The organism is Sphingobium bisphenolivorans (assembly GCF_000412635.1).
Lineage (GTDB): Bacteria > Pseudomonadota > Alphaproteobacteria > Sphingomonadales > Sphingomonadaceae > Sphingobium > Sphingobium bisphenolivorans.
Genome location: NZ_ASTG01000005.1, coordinates 62,301 through 76,118, shown reverse-complemented (window position 1 = coordinate 76,118; position 13,818 = coordinate 62,301). Strand labels below are relative to the sequence as shown.

The window sequence follows — 13,818 nt, the reverse complement described above, 5'->3', positions numbered from 1 at the left end:
GGCTACCGCTTCTCGTGGTTGGCCGCGACGGCCTTCGCCACCGCCTGCATCAGCTGCCAGCGCGAAGGGATGGACTCGGTCGTGCTGCCGATCATCACCGCGACCGCATAGCTGGTGCCGTCCGGAGCGGTCATGATGCCGACATCGTTGAACCCGGTCGATCGCGCGCCCAGTATCTGGCCGGTTCCGGTCTTGTGCAGATAATGCCAGCCTGCCGGCACGCCGCCCTTGATCCGCTGCGGCCCGGTCTTGGCTTCGCTCATGATCGACATGAGCAGCTGCGCCGAGGCGGAGGAGAGCATGTCTCCTTCCTTGAGCTTGGCGAGCGCCTCCACGATGGAGGAGGGCGCGGCGCCGTCGGGCGGGCTGGCGAGATAATTGTCGAGGGCCTTGACCCGCACCGACATCGGCAGCCGTTCACGCGCGGCGTAGAAATTGCGGCCGATCGAATAATCCTGCCGCCAGTCGAGCCCCGCCGCGGCGGATTGCAACAGCCGCTCGCCAGGGCCGAAGCGGATGTCCTTGATATAACGCCGCGCCAGATAGCTGCGCACCGCGTCAGGGCCGCCGACGGCGCGCAGCAGCGTGTCGTTGGCGGTGTTGTCGCTTTGCGTCATCGCCCGGCGCATGAGGTCGGAGTAGCTGGTGGTCCAGCCGCTGCTGCCGACCAGAGCGGCTGTCGGCTGGTGGAACAGCGTCAGGTCCTTGCGCGTGATCGTCGTCGTGTCGGTGAGACGGATCTTGCCCCGGTCGACCGCGTCGAGGAATGCCATAGAGACCCAGAGCTTGGATACGCTCTGCTGCGGGAACAGCGAAGTGCCGTTCCACGCCACCGTCCAGTCGCTGCCGACCCGGCGCACGGCGATGCCGACCTTGCCATTGAAGCTCTGGCCAAGATTGCGGATGACCGACACCAAAGCAGGGGGCGGGGTTTCGCGCTGATCGACATTCAATGCCTGGAAGGGCTTGGGCGGATTGGCGACCGGCTTGATCGGATAGGTCGACGTCGTCGGCTGGGGCCGTTGCTGCACCCGCGCCTGCGGCTGTTCGGGGGCGCTCACACAAGCCGAAAGCGCTGCCATCAGCACAATGAGGCGCGTCGAACCCCCATTGCCGCTACCCTTCGGACGCCCGCCGCGCCCATCCTTTGAAAATTTCATCGATTACCCCGCACTCTCCTCCGCCATAGGCGCTTTGGGTTCCAGCTGAGACAAGATTCATGCGACGAACGATTCCACAAATGCGATGTAAGGAGTCTGAACGCTTCGGCTCATTTTCGGTTCAGCAGTCAGGTTGCAAGCAGGATAGATGAACCGGATGATCAACAGACGCACTGTCTTACACTCTGGCGCTGCTTTCCTGCTGGCTGGCTGCCTCGCCGCGCCAGCCACCGGAGCGCCCTTTGCCTCGCGGCGGATTGCGGTGACCACGCGTGGCAAAGGGCGGGACGTAGTGCTGATCGCGGGACTGGCCAGCGGCCCGGGCCTGTGGAACGGCGTGGTGCAGGCAATCCCCGGCTACCGCTGGCACCTGGTGCATGTCCGTGGCTTTGCGGGGCTTGCCGCTGAGGCCAATGCGAGCGGTCCGCTGGTTGAGCCGTTGGCTGAGGAGATTGCCCGCTACATCAGGACGGCCGGCCTCGTTCGTCCTGCGATCGTCGGCCATTCCATGGGTGGCACGTTGGCGATGATGCTGGCGCTCAAGGGGCTGGCCGGCCGGTTGATGGTGGTCGACATGCTGCCCGAAGGCGCCGCCATGGTCGGTGGCACCGCGCAGGGGATGGGCTTCCTCGCCGATCAGCTCAGCCAATATCTCACGGGCACGAAGGCGGGGCGGGCCTATCTGCCCCAGATTTTGGCGGACACGCCGGGCGCGCGCGGCAGCGATCCGGACGTTATCGCCAGCGCCCTGCGCGACCTCGCCAATATCGATCTTGGCCCACAAGTGCCAAGGATCGCAGGGCCGATGGAAGTGGTTTATGCGGTGGGAGCCGACGCGGCACAGGCCGGAGCGATCACGCGCAACTTCCGCGCCGCCTATGCAGGCAAGACGGGTGTGAAGCTGACGGCGATCGGACCGAGTGGCCATGTCATCATGGCGGACCAGCCAACGCGCTTCAACGCAGCGCTCGCCGCTTTCCTGAAAGCGGCTTAAGGCGCTAGCACGGTATCCACCGCCTCGGCCAGCATTTCGGGATAATCCAGCGTATAGTGCAGGCCGCGGCTTTCCTTGCGGCGCAGCGCCGACCGAACGACCAGCCGCGCCACTTCCAGCAGGTTGCGCAGTTCGATCAGGTCCGGTGTCACGCGGAAATGGCCGTAATATTCATCGACTTCCTGCGCGAGCAGGGTGACGCGATGCTGCGCCCGCTCCAGCCGCTTGGTGGTGCGGACGATGCCGACATAGTCCCACATGAAGCGGCGGATTTCCCGCCAGTTATGCTGGACGATCACTTCCTCGTCACTGTTGGTGACGCGGCTTTCGTCCCACGGCCGGATTTCGGGGGGCTGCGGCAGGCTGTCCCAATTGGCGCGGATGTGCTTCGCCGCTGCTTCGCCGAAGACGAAACATTCCAGCAGCGAGTTGGAGGCGAGGCGGTTCGCGCCGTGCAGCCCGCTCTCGGTCACCTCACCCGCCGCGTAGAGGCCGGGCAGGTCGGTGCGCCCGTCCAGATCGATGATCACGCCGCCGCAGGTATAATGCTGGGCCGGAACCACCGGGATCGGCTCCCTCGTGATGTCGATGTCGAGGTCCAGCAGCCGGGCATAGATGGTCGGAAAATGCTGGCGCACGAATTCCGGCGGCTTGTGGCTGATGTCGAGATGGACATAGTCGAGGCCGAGACGCTTGATTTCATGGTCGATGGCGCGGGCGACGATATCGCGCGGCGCGAGTTCGGCGCGCGGATCGAAGCGGGGCATGAAGCGTTCGCCCCCGCCCGGGACGCCCGGCGGCAGTTTGAGATGACCGCCCTCGCCGCGAACAGCCTCCGTGATCAGGAAATTCTTGACCTCCAGATTGTAGAGGCAGGTCGGGTGGAACTGGTTCATCTCCATGTTGGAGACGCGGCACCCCGCGCGCCACGCCATGGCGATTCCGTCCCCCGTCGCCCCCCGTGGCGCGGTGGAAAAGAGATAGGTACGACCCGCGCCGCCCGTGCAGAGGATCGTCGCGCGTCCCAGCAGCGCATCGACATGCTTGGTCTTCTTGTTGAAGGCGTAGACGCCCCAGACATGCCCGTCGCCGGAATATCTTTCCCCATGCCGGCCGGTAATGAGGTCGATGGCCACCATGTCTTCCAGCAGGGTGATATTCGGGTTCGCGCGCGCGGCCTTCAGCAGGGCGACCTGCACCGCATGGCCGGTCGCGTCATCGACATGGACGATGCGGCGGTGGCTATGACCGCCTTCGCGGGTGAGGTGCCAGCGCTCGCCAAATTCCTCGCCGCCGTTGAAGGGCACGCCCAGCTTGGCCAGCCGTTCGATCGCGGCGGGCGCTTCTGACACGACGAATTCCACCGTCTTGCGATCGTTGAGGCCAGCGCCCGCCACCATGGTGTCGTCGATATGAGCCTCGAAACTGTCACCTGCGTCGAGTACGGCGGCAATGCCGCCCTGCGCCCAATTGGTCGAGCCGCCGTCCAGCGCGCCCTTGGCGAGCACCACGACCTTGCGGTCCTGCGCGAGGTTGATGGCGGCTGTCAGCCCAGCGGCGCCGGAACCGATGATGACGACGTCATGGGTGGTGGTAGGCATTGCAGTCTCTTTCTGGCGCCTCTCCTATCCCCTTCGGTTCGAGCTTGTCGAGAACTGTTGCGCGCTCGTTCTCGACCCCCCGAACCGAACCAGGGAGAGTCAGGCCGCTGCGGTCAGGTTGAGGAACACATCCTCCAGATCCGGGTCGCGCGTCACCACGTCGACGATCGAGAGGCCGCTGGCCAGCACCGCGTTCAGAACCTGACCCGCATTGGCGCGGCTTTTCATGTAGGTGATCGTCAGGGTACGCGCGTCCGACAGTTCGACCTTTTCGAAACTGGGGTCGGCAGGGGGTGTGACCACGTCCCGGTCCACCGTCACCTGCACCACTTTTTCCTGCGCCATGGCGATCAGTTCGCGGGTCGGCTTGTCGGTGATCACCTTGCCGTGGTTGATGATGCCGATCCGGTCGCAAAGCTCCTCGGCTTCCTCAAGATAATGTGTCGTCAGCACGATCGTGACGCCTTGCCGGTTCAATTCCCGCACATAGGCCCATAGCTGCTGGCGAAGCTGCACATCGACGCCCGCGGTGGGCTCGTCCAGAACCAGGATCGGCGGGCTATGCACCATCGCCTTGGCGACCAGCAGGCGGCGCTTCATGCCGCCCGAAAGGGTCCGGGCATAGGCGTTCGCCTTGTCCTCCAGATGCACCGCGCGCAGCAGGTCCATCGACCGGCGCCGTCCCTGGGGCACGCCATAATAGCCGGCCTGATTTTCCAGCGTCTCAAAGGGCGTGAAGAAGGGATCGAAGACGATTTCCTGCGGCACGATGCCGATCGAATTCTTGGCGTTGCGCGGGTTCTGGTCGATGTCGAAGCCCCAGATCCGCGCGCTCCCGCTGGTCTTGTTGACGAGGCCGGCGAGGATGTTGATCGTTGTGGATTTGCCCGCACCATTGGGGCCGAGCAGGCCGTAAATCTGCCCGCGCGGAATGGTGAGATTGATATTGTCGAGCGCAAGCTTGCCGCCCTTGTAGACCTTGGTGAGGTTGGCGATCTCGATGGCTGGTGCAGGAGCGTTGTCGGTCATGACTGATCTCTATGGGGATCGGGCAGGAGGAAGGAAAGAGCGCACGGCCTGTGGGCGGCCGTTTCAAAACTCCTCGGCCACATCCATCAGTCCCAGGAGCTTGCGCGGGGCGACCTCGCGCCAGCTTCGCGCGAGCCGCTCTGCGACATGATCCCAGTCCGTATCGCCAAGGTCCAGCCGGATGCCGACCCAGCCGTCGCCGAAATAGGGCGGGCGGTAATAGCGCGCCGGATCGCTGTCGATCAGCATCGCCTGTTCATCGGGCGCGCTGGTCTTGACCAGAAGCGCGATGATGCCGTCGCCATGATGGTCCTGCGTGAAATAGGCGAATTTCTTGCCCTTTTCGATGCCGAAGCAGGGCATGCCATGGGATGTAACCTCATCTGCCTGCGGCAGGGCGAGGGCGCGCTCGCGCACCTTCCCGAGCAGCCATTCGGGCTGTCGCTCCCGCGTGACGAAATCGGCGAGGACACGGGAATAGAGCTGATGCTCCGCCATCAAAATGCGCCCGGCGAGGGTTCCGGCGCTGTCGCCCGGCAGGATGGCGACCTCGATCTGGCCGAGCACCGGCCCGTCGTCGAGTTCGGCGGTCACGACATGGACCGAGCAGCCGGCATGGGAATCCCCGGCGTCGATGGCGCGCTGATGCGTGTCGAGGCCCTTATATTTGGGCAGCAGGCTGGGATGGATGTTGAGCATCCGTCCTTCCCATCCCGCCACGAACTCGGGCGAGAGCAGCCGCATATAGCCGGCGAGGGCTATATATTCGACGCCTGCCGCGCGTAGCTGCGCGTCGATGATCGCGTCGAATTCGGCGCGCTTCAGCCCCTTGTGGCTCTGCGCGAAGGTGGCGATCCCTTCCGCTGCGGCGAGCGTCAGGCCCGGCGCATCGGGATCGTTGGCCGCGACCAGCGCGATCTCATAAGGGCAGGCGGGGTGCTTGGCGGCATAGAGCAGCGCCCCCATGTTCGAGCCGCGCCCGGAAATCAGAACGCCGACCTTGGCTTTCACCATTCACCCAATCCCGTTCGGTTCGAGCTTCGATTCCAAAGGGCGATCAACCCAGATGCGTGGCGGTCCAGTCGGCCTTGGCGCTCCACGTGCCTTGGCTGCCCTTGACGGTGCATCCCTTTTCGCCGCTCTGCACGATCCCGACGCGCACGACGGTTTCACCGGCCGCTTCCAATTCGGCCGCAATGCCGTCCGCCGCGTCCGCATCGACCGCCAGCACCATGCCGACGCCGCAATTGAAGGTGCGCGCCATTTCCTCCGGCTCGATATGGCCCTGCGCTTGCAGGAAAGCCATCAGGCGCGGCTGATCCCAGCCGTCGGCATCCACGAGCGCGTGAGCGCCGTCCGGCAGCACCCGGGGGATATTCTCCAGCAGCCCGCCGCCCGTGATATGGGCGAGCGCGTTGATCTTGCCGCCCCGGACCAGCGGCAGCAGCGACTTCACATAGATGCGCGTCGGCGCCATCAGGGCGTCGATCAGCAGCACCTCATTGTCGAAAATGGCGGGGCGGTCCAGCTTCCAGCCCTTGTCGGCGGCAAGGCGGCGCACCAGCGAGAAGCCGTTGGAGTGCACGCCCGAGGAGGCGAGGCCCAGCAGCACATCGCCGGGCTTCACCTTGTTGCCAGTCAACGCCTTGCTGCGCTCGACCGCGCCGACGCAGAAACCCGCGAGGTCATAATCTCCCGCCGCATACATGCCCGGCATCTCGGCCGTCTCGCCGCCGATCAGCGCGCAGCCGGCCTGCTTGCAGCCTTCCGCAATGCCGGCGATGACGCGTTCGGCAACGCCGCTCTCCAGCTTGCCGGTGGCATAATAGTCGAGGAAGAAGAGCGGCTCGGCGCCCTGCACGATGAGGTCATTGGCGCACATGGCGACCAGGTCGATGCCGACGCCATCATGCGCATCGTGGTCGATGGCGAGCTTCAGCTTGGTGCCGACACCGTCATTGGCCGCGACCAGCAGCGGGTCATCATAGCCGGCCGCCTTCAGGTCGAAGAAGCCGCCGAAGCCGCCCAGCTCCGCGTCGGCGCCGGGGCGGCGGGTTGCCTTGGCGAGCGGGGCGATGGCGCGGACCAGCGCGTTGCCCGCGGCGATATCGACGCCAGCCTTGGCGTAGCTGTAGGATTCGGTGTCGCTCATGGTCGAGCCCACTAGAACAGCTGGGCGGAAAACGGAACGGGAAATGGGTTGCCGCTTGGCATGGAGGGCAAATCTCGCCAAAAGGACGCGCGTGAGCCTGTCCCAAGTCATCGATCTCCGCTTGCTGTCGCCGTCAACCCTGTTCCGGGCGCTGTCACGACCGCTCCAGATAATGGGCGCCATAGCGCTTGGCCTCGCCGCTGCGGCGCTGTTCGCGCAGATGGAGGGGGAGCGGGGCGTGCCGCCGATCGCCAGCGGTGGCGACTATCAGGTGAGCGGGGTGAAGGTCGATGTTTCGGCGAAAGACGCGAACGCCGCAAGAACGGCGGGCTGGCGGCTGGCGCAGCGCCGCGCCTGGCAGCAGCTCTGGACCCGTACCCATGGCGGGACGGGCGCGCCTGCGCTGTCCGATTCGCAGCTGGAGGCGATGATCTCCGGCATCGAGATCGAATATGAGCAGGTCGGCCCCACGCGCTATGTCGCGACGCTGGGCGTGTTGTTCGACCGCGCGCGCACGGGTCAGTTGCTCGGCGTCAGCGGCAGCACGGTCCGCTCCGCCCCCATGCTCGTCATTCCGATACTGTGGGACGGTGGATCGGCCGTTTCCTACGAGCGGATCAACGAATGGCAGAAGGCCTGGGCGCGTTTCCGCACCGGCGACAGTTCCGTCGATTATGTCCGGGTGAGCGGCTCCATCGCCGACCCAATCCTGCTCAACGCCGGGCAGATCGGACGGCGCGGCCGTCTGTGGTGGCGCGTCCTGCTCGATCAATATGGCGCCGCCGATGTGGTCATTCCGATCGCGCGCCTTGACCGCCAGTGGCCGGGTGGCCCGGTGATCGGCACCTTCACCGCGCGTTACGGCCCCGACGACCGTCTGATCGGCAGCTTTGCACTGCGCGCCTCGAACGACAGCGCCATCCCGCAGATGCTGGATGAGGCGACCCGCCGGCTCGATCAGCTTTATACCCAGGCGCTCAATGTCGGCGGCTTGCAGCCAGATCCGACCCTCATCATCGAGGAGCCGGTCGATCCCGAAGCGCTCGCGATCGAAAACGCCGCCGAGCAGCCGGTCGAATCGCTCGACCTGCCGCCGCCGCCGACATCCGCGACCAACAGCATCGCGATCCAGTTCGATACGCCCGATGTCGGATCGGTCACCCAGGGCGAGGCTGCGTTGCGCGGCATTCCGGGCGTCCGCTCGGCCGCGACCAGCAGTCTTGCGCTCGGCGGCACCTCGGTGATGCAGGTGGGCTATGAGGGCACAGTGGAAACATTGCGCGCCGCGCTGCAATCGCGCGGCTATACGGTGTCGGTCGCCGGCAACGCCCTGCGCATTCGGCGACAGGCGCCCGCAGCGGGGACGCCGCCCGTACAATGAGGCAGATCAGCCTGCCGTTCGACAGGCCGGACCGGGCATCGGGCGACGAATTTCTGGTCAGCGGCGCCAATCGCCTCGCCGTCAGCCATCTGGAACGATGGCGCGACTGGCCGCTGTCGGTGAGCGTGCTGAGCGGGCCCCGGCTGTCGGGACGCTCTACGCTGGCCCGCCACTTCTCGGCAGCCAGCGGCGCGACGATCATCGATGATGCGCAAACGTGCGAAGAGCAGATGCTGTTCAACGCCTGGAACGAGGCGCAGACGCAGCGCCGGCCGCTGCTGATGATCGCGGATGCGCCGCCGACCCGATGGAACGTTGCATTGCCCGACCTGCGCTCGCGCCTTGCCGCTGTGCCCCATGTCGCGATTGCCGAGCCGGACGAGGCGCTCGCCGCTGCGCTGATCGAGCGCGCACTCTCTTGCGCGGGGGCAAGCTATGCCGCCGATCTGCCCGACTGGCTGCTGCGCCGGATCGAGCGCAGCTATGCGGCGATCGCCGCCGTGACCCGCTTGCTGGACGAGGCTGCTCTGTCATCTGGACGTAAGATTTCCATCGCTATGGCGAAAGAGGTCCTGCAAAGCGCAGGATTATTGCCTATAGTTCCCTGACCGTCACAGTCCGCCAGAATGAGAGATACGTGGCCGAAGCAGACCCCTCCGCCAGCCTGACCCTGCCGAGCGACCGCTATTTCAATCGGGAACTGTCCTGGCTGGCCTTCAACCAGCGGGTGCTGGAGGAGGCGATGAACCCCGCTCATCCTTTGTTGGAACGGTTGCGCTTCCTGTCGATCTCGGGCGCCAATCTCGACGAGTTTTTTTCCGTTCGCGTCGCCGGCCTCAAGGGGCAGCAGTTGCAGGACGTCGATATGCGCTCGGCCGACGGGCTGACGCCCGCGCAGCAGTTGAGCGCCATTGCCGAGACAACAGCCCGCCTGATGGCCGCTCAGCAGAAGGTCTGGGGAAGGCTGCACGCTGAATTGTCGAGGGTTGGCATAGAGGTGATCGGTCCCTCCACCTCGCTTGCATCCTCCTGTGAAGACTGGCTGCGCGAGCATTTCCTGACGCAGGTATTTCCGATCCTGACGCCCCAGGCGCTCGACCCGGCGCATCCGTTCCCCTTCATTCCCAACCAGGGCCTGTCGATCGTCTTCGACCTCGAGCGGCTGTCGGACAAGGAGCCGATCCGCGAACTGGTGATGATCCCGTCGTCGCTCGCCCGCTTCGTGCGGATGCCGGGGGAGGTTGCGCGCTACATGGCGCTTGAGGCCGTCATCCGCCGTTTTTCCGCCGATCTCTTTCCCGGCTATCGCGTCCGCAATAGCGGCGTCTTCCGGATCATCCGCGACAGCGATATCGAGATCGAGGAAGAGGCGGAGGATCTGGTTCGCTATTTCCGCAGCGCCATCAAGCGCCGCCGCCGCGGCCGTGTGATCCGCATGGAGATAGAGGAGCGCATTCCCGAGCCGGTCGAGGAAATGCTCCAGGACATGCTCCAGGGGCATGAGGCGATCATTGCCGAGGTCGAGGGATTTGTCGGCATCGGCGACCTTTCGGGGATCGTGGAGGAGGATCGGCCCGACCTCAAGTTCGAACCCTATGCTCCGCGATTTCCGGAGCGCATCCGCGAATATGGCGGGGATTGTTTCGCGGCGATCCGGGCGAAGGATATTGTCGTCCATCACCCTTATGAAGCGTTCGACGTCGTCGTTTCGTTCTTGAAACAAGCGGCGAGTGATCCCGATGTCGTGGCGATCAAGCAGACGCTTTATCGTGCGGGCAAGCAGTCCGCGATCATCCGTGCGCTGATCGACGCGGCGGAGGCGGGCAAGTCGGTGACCGCCGTGGTCGAGCTCAAGGCGCGCTTTGATGAGGAACAGAATCTCATGTGGGCCGACGCGCTGGAACGCGCTGGCGTGCAGGTGGTCTACGGCTTCATCGACTGGAAGACCCATGCGAAGGTATCGGTGGTCGTCCGGCGGGAAGGGGAGCAGTTCCGCACCTACTGCCATTTCGGCACGGGCAATTATCATCCGGTGACGGCGCGCATCTATACCGATCTCAGCTTCTTCACGGCCGATCCGGCCTATGGCCGGGATGCCGCCGCCCTGTTCAACTATATCACCGGCTATGTCGAGCCGCAGCGGCTAGAGAAGCTGGTCATGTCGCCGCGCGATTTGCGCAACCAGCTCTGCCAGCTGATCGACGCGGAAATCGAGCATGTCCGCGCCGGCCGTCCCGGAACCATCTGGGCCAAGATGAATTCGCTGGTTGACCCGGCGATCATGGAAAAACTCTATGCGGCAAGCAATGCAGGCGTGCAGATCGACCTTATCGTGCGCGGCATATGCTGCCTGCGCCCCGGGGTGCCGGGCATGTCGGAAAATATCCGCGTGAAATCGGTCGTCGGCCGCTTTCTGGAACATAGCCGGATCACGGTGTTCGGCAACGGCAAGACGCTGCCCAACAACGCCGCCAAGGTGTTCATCAGCTCCGCCGACTGGATGCCGCGGAATTTCGACCGCCGCGTGGAATTTCTGGCGCCGGTCGAGAACCGCACCGTGCATGACCAGATTCTCGATCAGGTGATGGTCGCCAATCTGATCGACACCGAACAGAGCTGGGAGCTGGACAGCAGCGGCCAATATCATCGGGTGGAGGCGACCGATCGCCCCTTCAACCTGCACCGCTATTTCATGACGAACCCCTCCCTGTCCGGGCGGGGCGCGGCGTTTGAGAGCGAGACGGTACCCACCTTGCGCCTGCGCGGCCGGGCCTGATCGCTGCCATGAATTCCATGCTGAGCCAGGTGCGCGCCATCGCCGAGACGATGGTGACCTCACCCGAGCATGCCAAGGCGCGCACCGCGATCATCGACATCGGCTCCAACAGCGTTCGCCTGGTCGTTTACGACGGGCCGCGTCGCATTCCCTTCATCCTCTTCAATGAGAAGGTGATGGCGGGCCTCGGCGCGTCGCTGGGCAAGACCGGGCGCATCGAACCTGACGCCATGGAGCGAGGGCTGCGGGCCGTCGGCCGCTTCGGACATCTCTGCAAGGAGATGGACGTGCAGGAGGTACGCTGTGTCGCGACCGCCGCCGTGCGCGATGCGGAGAATGGAGACGAGTTCATCCAGCGCGCCGAGGCGCTCGGCCTGTCGGTTGAACTGCTGACCGGGGCGCAAGAAGCCATCGCCGCCGCCCATGGGGTGCTCTCCGGTATTCCGGGCGCGAACGGCATCGTCGGCGATCTGGGCGGGGGCAGTCTGGAACTGGCGCGGATAAAGGACGGCGGGGTGCATGAAACCATATCCCTGCCGCTGGGCGTGCTGCGCCTGCCTGAAATCCGGGCGAAGGGGGCGGGTGCGCTGGAGCGCTGCGTCAAGAAGATGATCGCCAAGGCGGGCTGGGCGGCGGAAGCCGATCTGCCTTTCTATCTGGTCGGCGGATCATGGCGCGCGCTCGCCCGCTTCGACATGGAGCTGATGCATTTCCCGCTGCCGGTGGTGCATCAATATGAGATGCCGGCCGCCCGGGCCGAGCAACTGACCCGCATCATCTCCCACGTTGATAAGGCGCGCTTCAAGGAAATCCCGCAAATTACGGGTACGCGCATCCCGACCTTGCCCGACGCCGCCGCCCTGCTGTCGGTCGTGGTGCGGCAACTGAAGTCCAGCCGCCTCATCGTTTCCGCTTATGGCCTCCGCGAGGGCCTGTTGTTCGGTGATCTGCCCCCCGATATTCAGGCGCATGATCCCCTGCTCGTCGCCGCGGAAGCCGAAGGGGAAGCGCAGGCCCGCTTCACCGGCCATGGCGATATGATCGAGCGCTGGATCGCGCCGCTGTTTCTGGAGGATGGCAGCGCCTGGCGCCGGATCCGCCGTGCCGCCTGTCTGCTCGCCGACGTCGGCTGGCGCGCCAATCCCGACTTCCGCTCGGAGCGGGGCGTGGAGATCGCGCTGCATAGCAATTGGGTCGGCATCAATGCGTCCGAACGCGCGATGCTGGCGCAGGCGTTGCACAGCAATTTCGGCGGCGGTCTGTCGAGCCCGCCAGGTATAGACGGCCTTGCCCCCCCGCAGGCGATCAAGCGCGCCACGCTCTGGGGCCTGGCGATTCGGCTGGGACAGCGATTGTCGGGAGGCGTGGAAGGCCCGCTGCTCGCTTCACGCCTTGAAATGATCGGCGACGTGCTGGAATTGCGGCTGCGCGGGGTGGATGTGGACCTGTTCGGGGAGGCGGTCGAGCGCCGGCAGCGGCAATTGGCGCAGGCGATGGGGGTGAAATACCGCATGGCGTGGTGAAGTGGTCGCGCGGAAAACGAACCTTCCACCTTCTCCCCCCGAAGGAGAAGGAACGGCCGATGCTGGTCATGTGCTGCCTTTTCTCTCCTCGTCATGCCGGGCTTGACCCGGCATCCCGCTTCTTTGTTCGCGCGCGACAGATAGGGCCTTCTCGTGGCGCGGCACCTTCTCTACAAAGCCGAACGCCCTCGCTTGCGGCGGCACGCATACTGCCCTATTGCGCGCGCGCATGAACAGCAAGCACGCCCCCGATCCGGCTCTCCTCGCCAAGGCTGAAACGCTCGTCGAGGCGCTGCCCTATATGCAGCGCTATGCCGGGCAGACCTTTGTCGTCAAATATGGCGGCCATGCCATGGGTGACCCCGAAGCGGCGCGCGACTTCGCCGAGGACGTCGTGCTGATGAAGGCAGTCGGCATCAATGTCGTGGTCGTCCACGGCGGCGGGCCCCAGATCGGCGCCATGCTGAAGAAGCTCGGCGTCGAATCGCATTTCATCGGCGGCCTGCGCGTCACCGACAAGGAAACCGCGCAGATCGCGGAAATGGTGCTGGCAGGGTCCATCAACAAGGAAATCGTGGGCTGGATCGCGGGTGCGGGTGGCCGGGCGGTTGGAATTTCGGGGAAGGATGGCGGCCTGGTTCTCTGCGAGAAGGTCCTGGGCAAGCGGGAAGCCGACCCCAATTCGGGCATCGAGCGCAATGTTGATCTCGGCTATGTCGGCGACCCGATCAAGGTGGATCGCTCCATTCTCGACACCCTGTCGCAGAGCGGCATCATTCCCGTCGTGGCACCCGTCGGCATCGGTGCGGACGGCCACACCTATAATGTCAATGCGGACACCATGGCCGGCGCGATCGCCGCTGAACTCGGCGCGTCGCGCTTCTTCCTGCTGACCGACGTCGCGGGGGTACTCGACAAGCAGGGCCAGTTGCTGACCGACCTCGACCCCGCCGCCATCAGGATATTGCAGGAGGACGGCACGATCAGCGGCGGCATGATTCCCAAGCTCGAAACCTGCGTCAAGGCCGTCGAGGGCGGTGTGGACGCGGCGGTCATCCTGGACGGCCGGGTGCCGCACGCGATGCTGCTGGAAATCTTCACCAAGCGTGGTGCGGGGACTTTAGTGCGCCGGTAAAGTCTTGGCTTGAGGCACTTAACGCCCCCTTGGGCGAGCTTTGACGGCTTGTGGGCCGACCGCTCCC

General features: G+C 65.0%; 11 protein-coding genes. 6 read left to right on the top strand and 5 right to left on the bottom strand.

What is annotated here, in order from left to right; genetic code table 11:
- Window positions 1–2: 2 nt before the first annotated feature.
- A complete protein-coding gene (locus L858_RS0104495; protein ID WP_022681955.1) occupies window positions 3–1,160 on the bottom strand; it encodes a serine hydrolase in 1,158 nt (385 codons plus the stop codon).
- A 157-nt stretch (window positions 1,161–1,317) separates the two neighbouring features.
- Between L858_RS0104495 and L858_RS0104490 the strand changes: the two genes are divergently transcribed.
- On the top strand, window positions 1,318–2,154 hold the full coding sequence (locus L858_RS0104490; RefSeq protein ID WP_028055813.1) for an alpha/beta fold hydrolase: 837 nt from the start codon (window positions 1,318–1,320) through the stop codon (window positions 2,152–2,154).
- On the opposite strand, the gene nadB is transcribed toward L858_RS0104490, so the two are convergent.
- From nadB to purM, 4 genes are all read right to left on the bottom strand, one after another.
- Entirely contained in the window at window positions 2,151–3,755 is a 1,605-nt protein-coding gene (nadB, locus tag L858_RS0104485; protein ID WP_022681953.1) for an L-aspartate oxidase, read from the bottom strand. The two genes, L858_RS0104490 and nadB, sit on opposite strands and share 4 nt — an antisense overlap.
- Window positions 3,756–3,854: 99 nt before the next feature.
- Window positions 3,855–4,784, bottom strand: a complete 930-nt coding sequence (locus tag L858_RS0104480) for an ABC transporter ATP-binding protein (RefSeq protein ID WP_022681952.1) — start codon at window positions 4,782–4,784, stop codon at window positions 3,855–3,857.
- Between the two features lie 63 nt (window positions 4,785–4,847).
- Window positions 4,848–5,798, bottom strand: coding sequence for a phosphoribosylglycinamide formyltransferase (gene purN / locus L858_RS0104475; protein WP_022681951.1), 951 nt, complete (start codon window positions 5,796–5,798; stop codon window positions 4,848–4,850).
- A gap of 43 nt (window positions 5,799–5,841) precedes the next feature.
- On the bottom strand, window positions 5,842–6,936 hold the full coding sequence (purM, locus tag L858_RS0104470; protein WP_022681950.1) for a phosphoribosylformylglycinamidine cyclo-ligase: 1,095 nt from the start codon (window positions 6,934–6,936) through the stop codon (window positions 5,842–5,844).
- A 91-nt stretch (window positions 6,937–7,027) separates the two neighbouring features.
- Between purM and L858_RS0104465 the strand changes: the two genes are divergently transcribed.
- The 5 genes from L858_RS0104465 to argB all read left to right on the top strand — a co-directional run bounded on the left by L858_RS0104465 (window position 7,028) and on the right by argB (window position 13,751).
- Window positions 7,028–8,317 carry a hypothetical protein gene (locus L858_RS0104465; protein WP_022681949.1) on the top strand — a complete coding sequence of 430 codons (1,290 nt, stop codon included), beginning with the start codon at window positions 7,028–7,030 and terminating at the stop codon, window positions 8,315–8,317.
- Window positions 8,314–8,925 carry a P-loop NTPase family protein gene (locus L858_RS0104460; RefSeq protein ID WP_022681948.1) on the top strand — a complete coding sequence of 204 codons (612 nt, stop codon included), beginning with the start codon at window positions 8,314–8,316 and terminating at the stop codon, window positions 8,923–8,925. The genes L858_RS0104465 and L858_RS0104460 overlap by 4 nt, the downstream gene beginning before the upstream one ends.
- 29 nt (window positions 8,926–8,954) lie before the next feature.
- Window positions 8,955–11,093: an RNA degradosome polyphosphate kinase gene (locus tag L858_RS0104455; protein ID WP_028055811.1), complete on the top strand. Its 2,139-nt coding sequence runs from the start codon at window positions 8,955–8,957 to the stop codon at window positions 11,091–11,093.
- A gap of 8 nt (window positions 11,094–11,101) precedes the next feature.
- Complete coding sequence (locus L858_RS0104450) at window positions 11,102–12,616, top strand: Ppx/GppA family phosphatase (protein ID WP_022681946.1); 1,515 nt, start codon at window positions 11,102–11,104, stop codon at window positions 12,614–12,616.
- A gap of 229 nt (window positions 12,617–12,845) precedes the next feature.
- The gene (gene argB, locus L858_RS0104445; protein WP_238564922.1) at window positions 12,846–13,751 is read left to right on the top strand and encodes an acetylglutamate kinase; all 906 of its coding nucleotides are present in this window, start codon (window positions 12,846–12,848) and stop codon (window positions 13,749–13,751) included.
- Window positions 13,752–13,818: the final 67 nt, after the last annotated feature.

Excerpts from the sequence above, each read along its gene's own strand:
- L858_RS0104495 (WP_022681955.1), bottom strand. The coding sequence starts at position 1,160 with ATGAAATTTTCAAAGGATGGGCGCGGCGGGCGTCCGAAGGGTAGCGGC.
- L858_RS0104490 (WP_028055813.1), top strand. The coding sequence starts at position 1,318 with ATGATCAACAGACGCACTGTCTTACACTCTGGCGCTGCTTTCCTGCTG.
- nadB (WP_022681953.1), bottom strand. The coding sequence starts at position 3,755 with ATGCCTACCACCACCCATGACGTCGTCATCATCGGTTCCGGCGCCGCT.
- L858_RS0104480 (WP_022681952.1), bottom strand. The coding sequence starts at position 4,784 with ATGACCGACAACGCTCCTGCACCAGCCATCGAGATCGCCAACCTCACC.
- purN (WP_022681951.1), bottom strand. The coding sequence starts at position 5,798 with ATGGTGAAAGCCAAGGTCGGCGTTCTGATTTCCGGGCGCGGCTCGAAC.
- purM (WP_022681950.1), bottom strand. The coding sequence starts at position 6,936 with ATGAGCGACACCGAATCCTACAGCTACGCCAAGGCTGGCGTCGATATC.
- L858_RS0104460 (WP_022681948.1), top strand. The coding sequence starts at position 8,314 with ATGAGGCAGATCAGCCTGCCGTTCGACAGGCCGGACCGGGCATCGGGC.
- L858_RS0104450 (WP_022681946.1), top strand. The coding sequence starts at position 11,102 with ATGAATTCCATGCTGAGCCAGGTGCGCGCCATCGCCGAGACGATGGTG.
- argB (WP_238564922.1), top strand. The coding sequence starts at position 12,846 with ATGAACAGCAAGCACGCCCCCGATCCGGCTCTCCTCGCCAAGGCTGAA.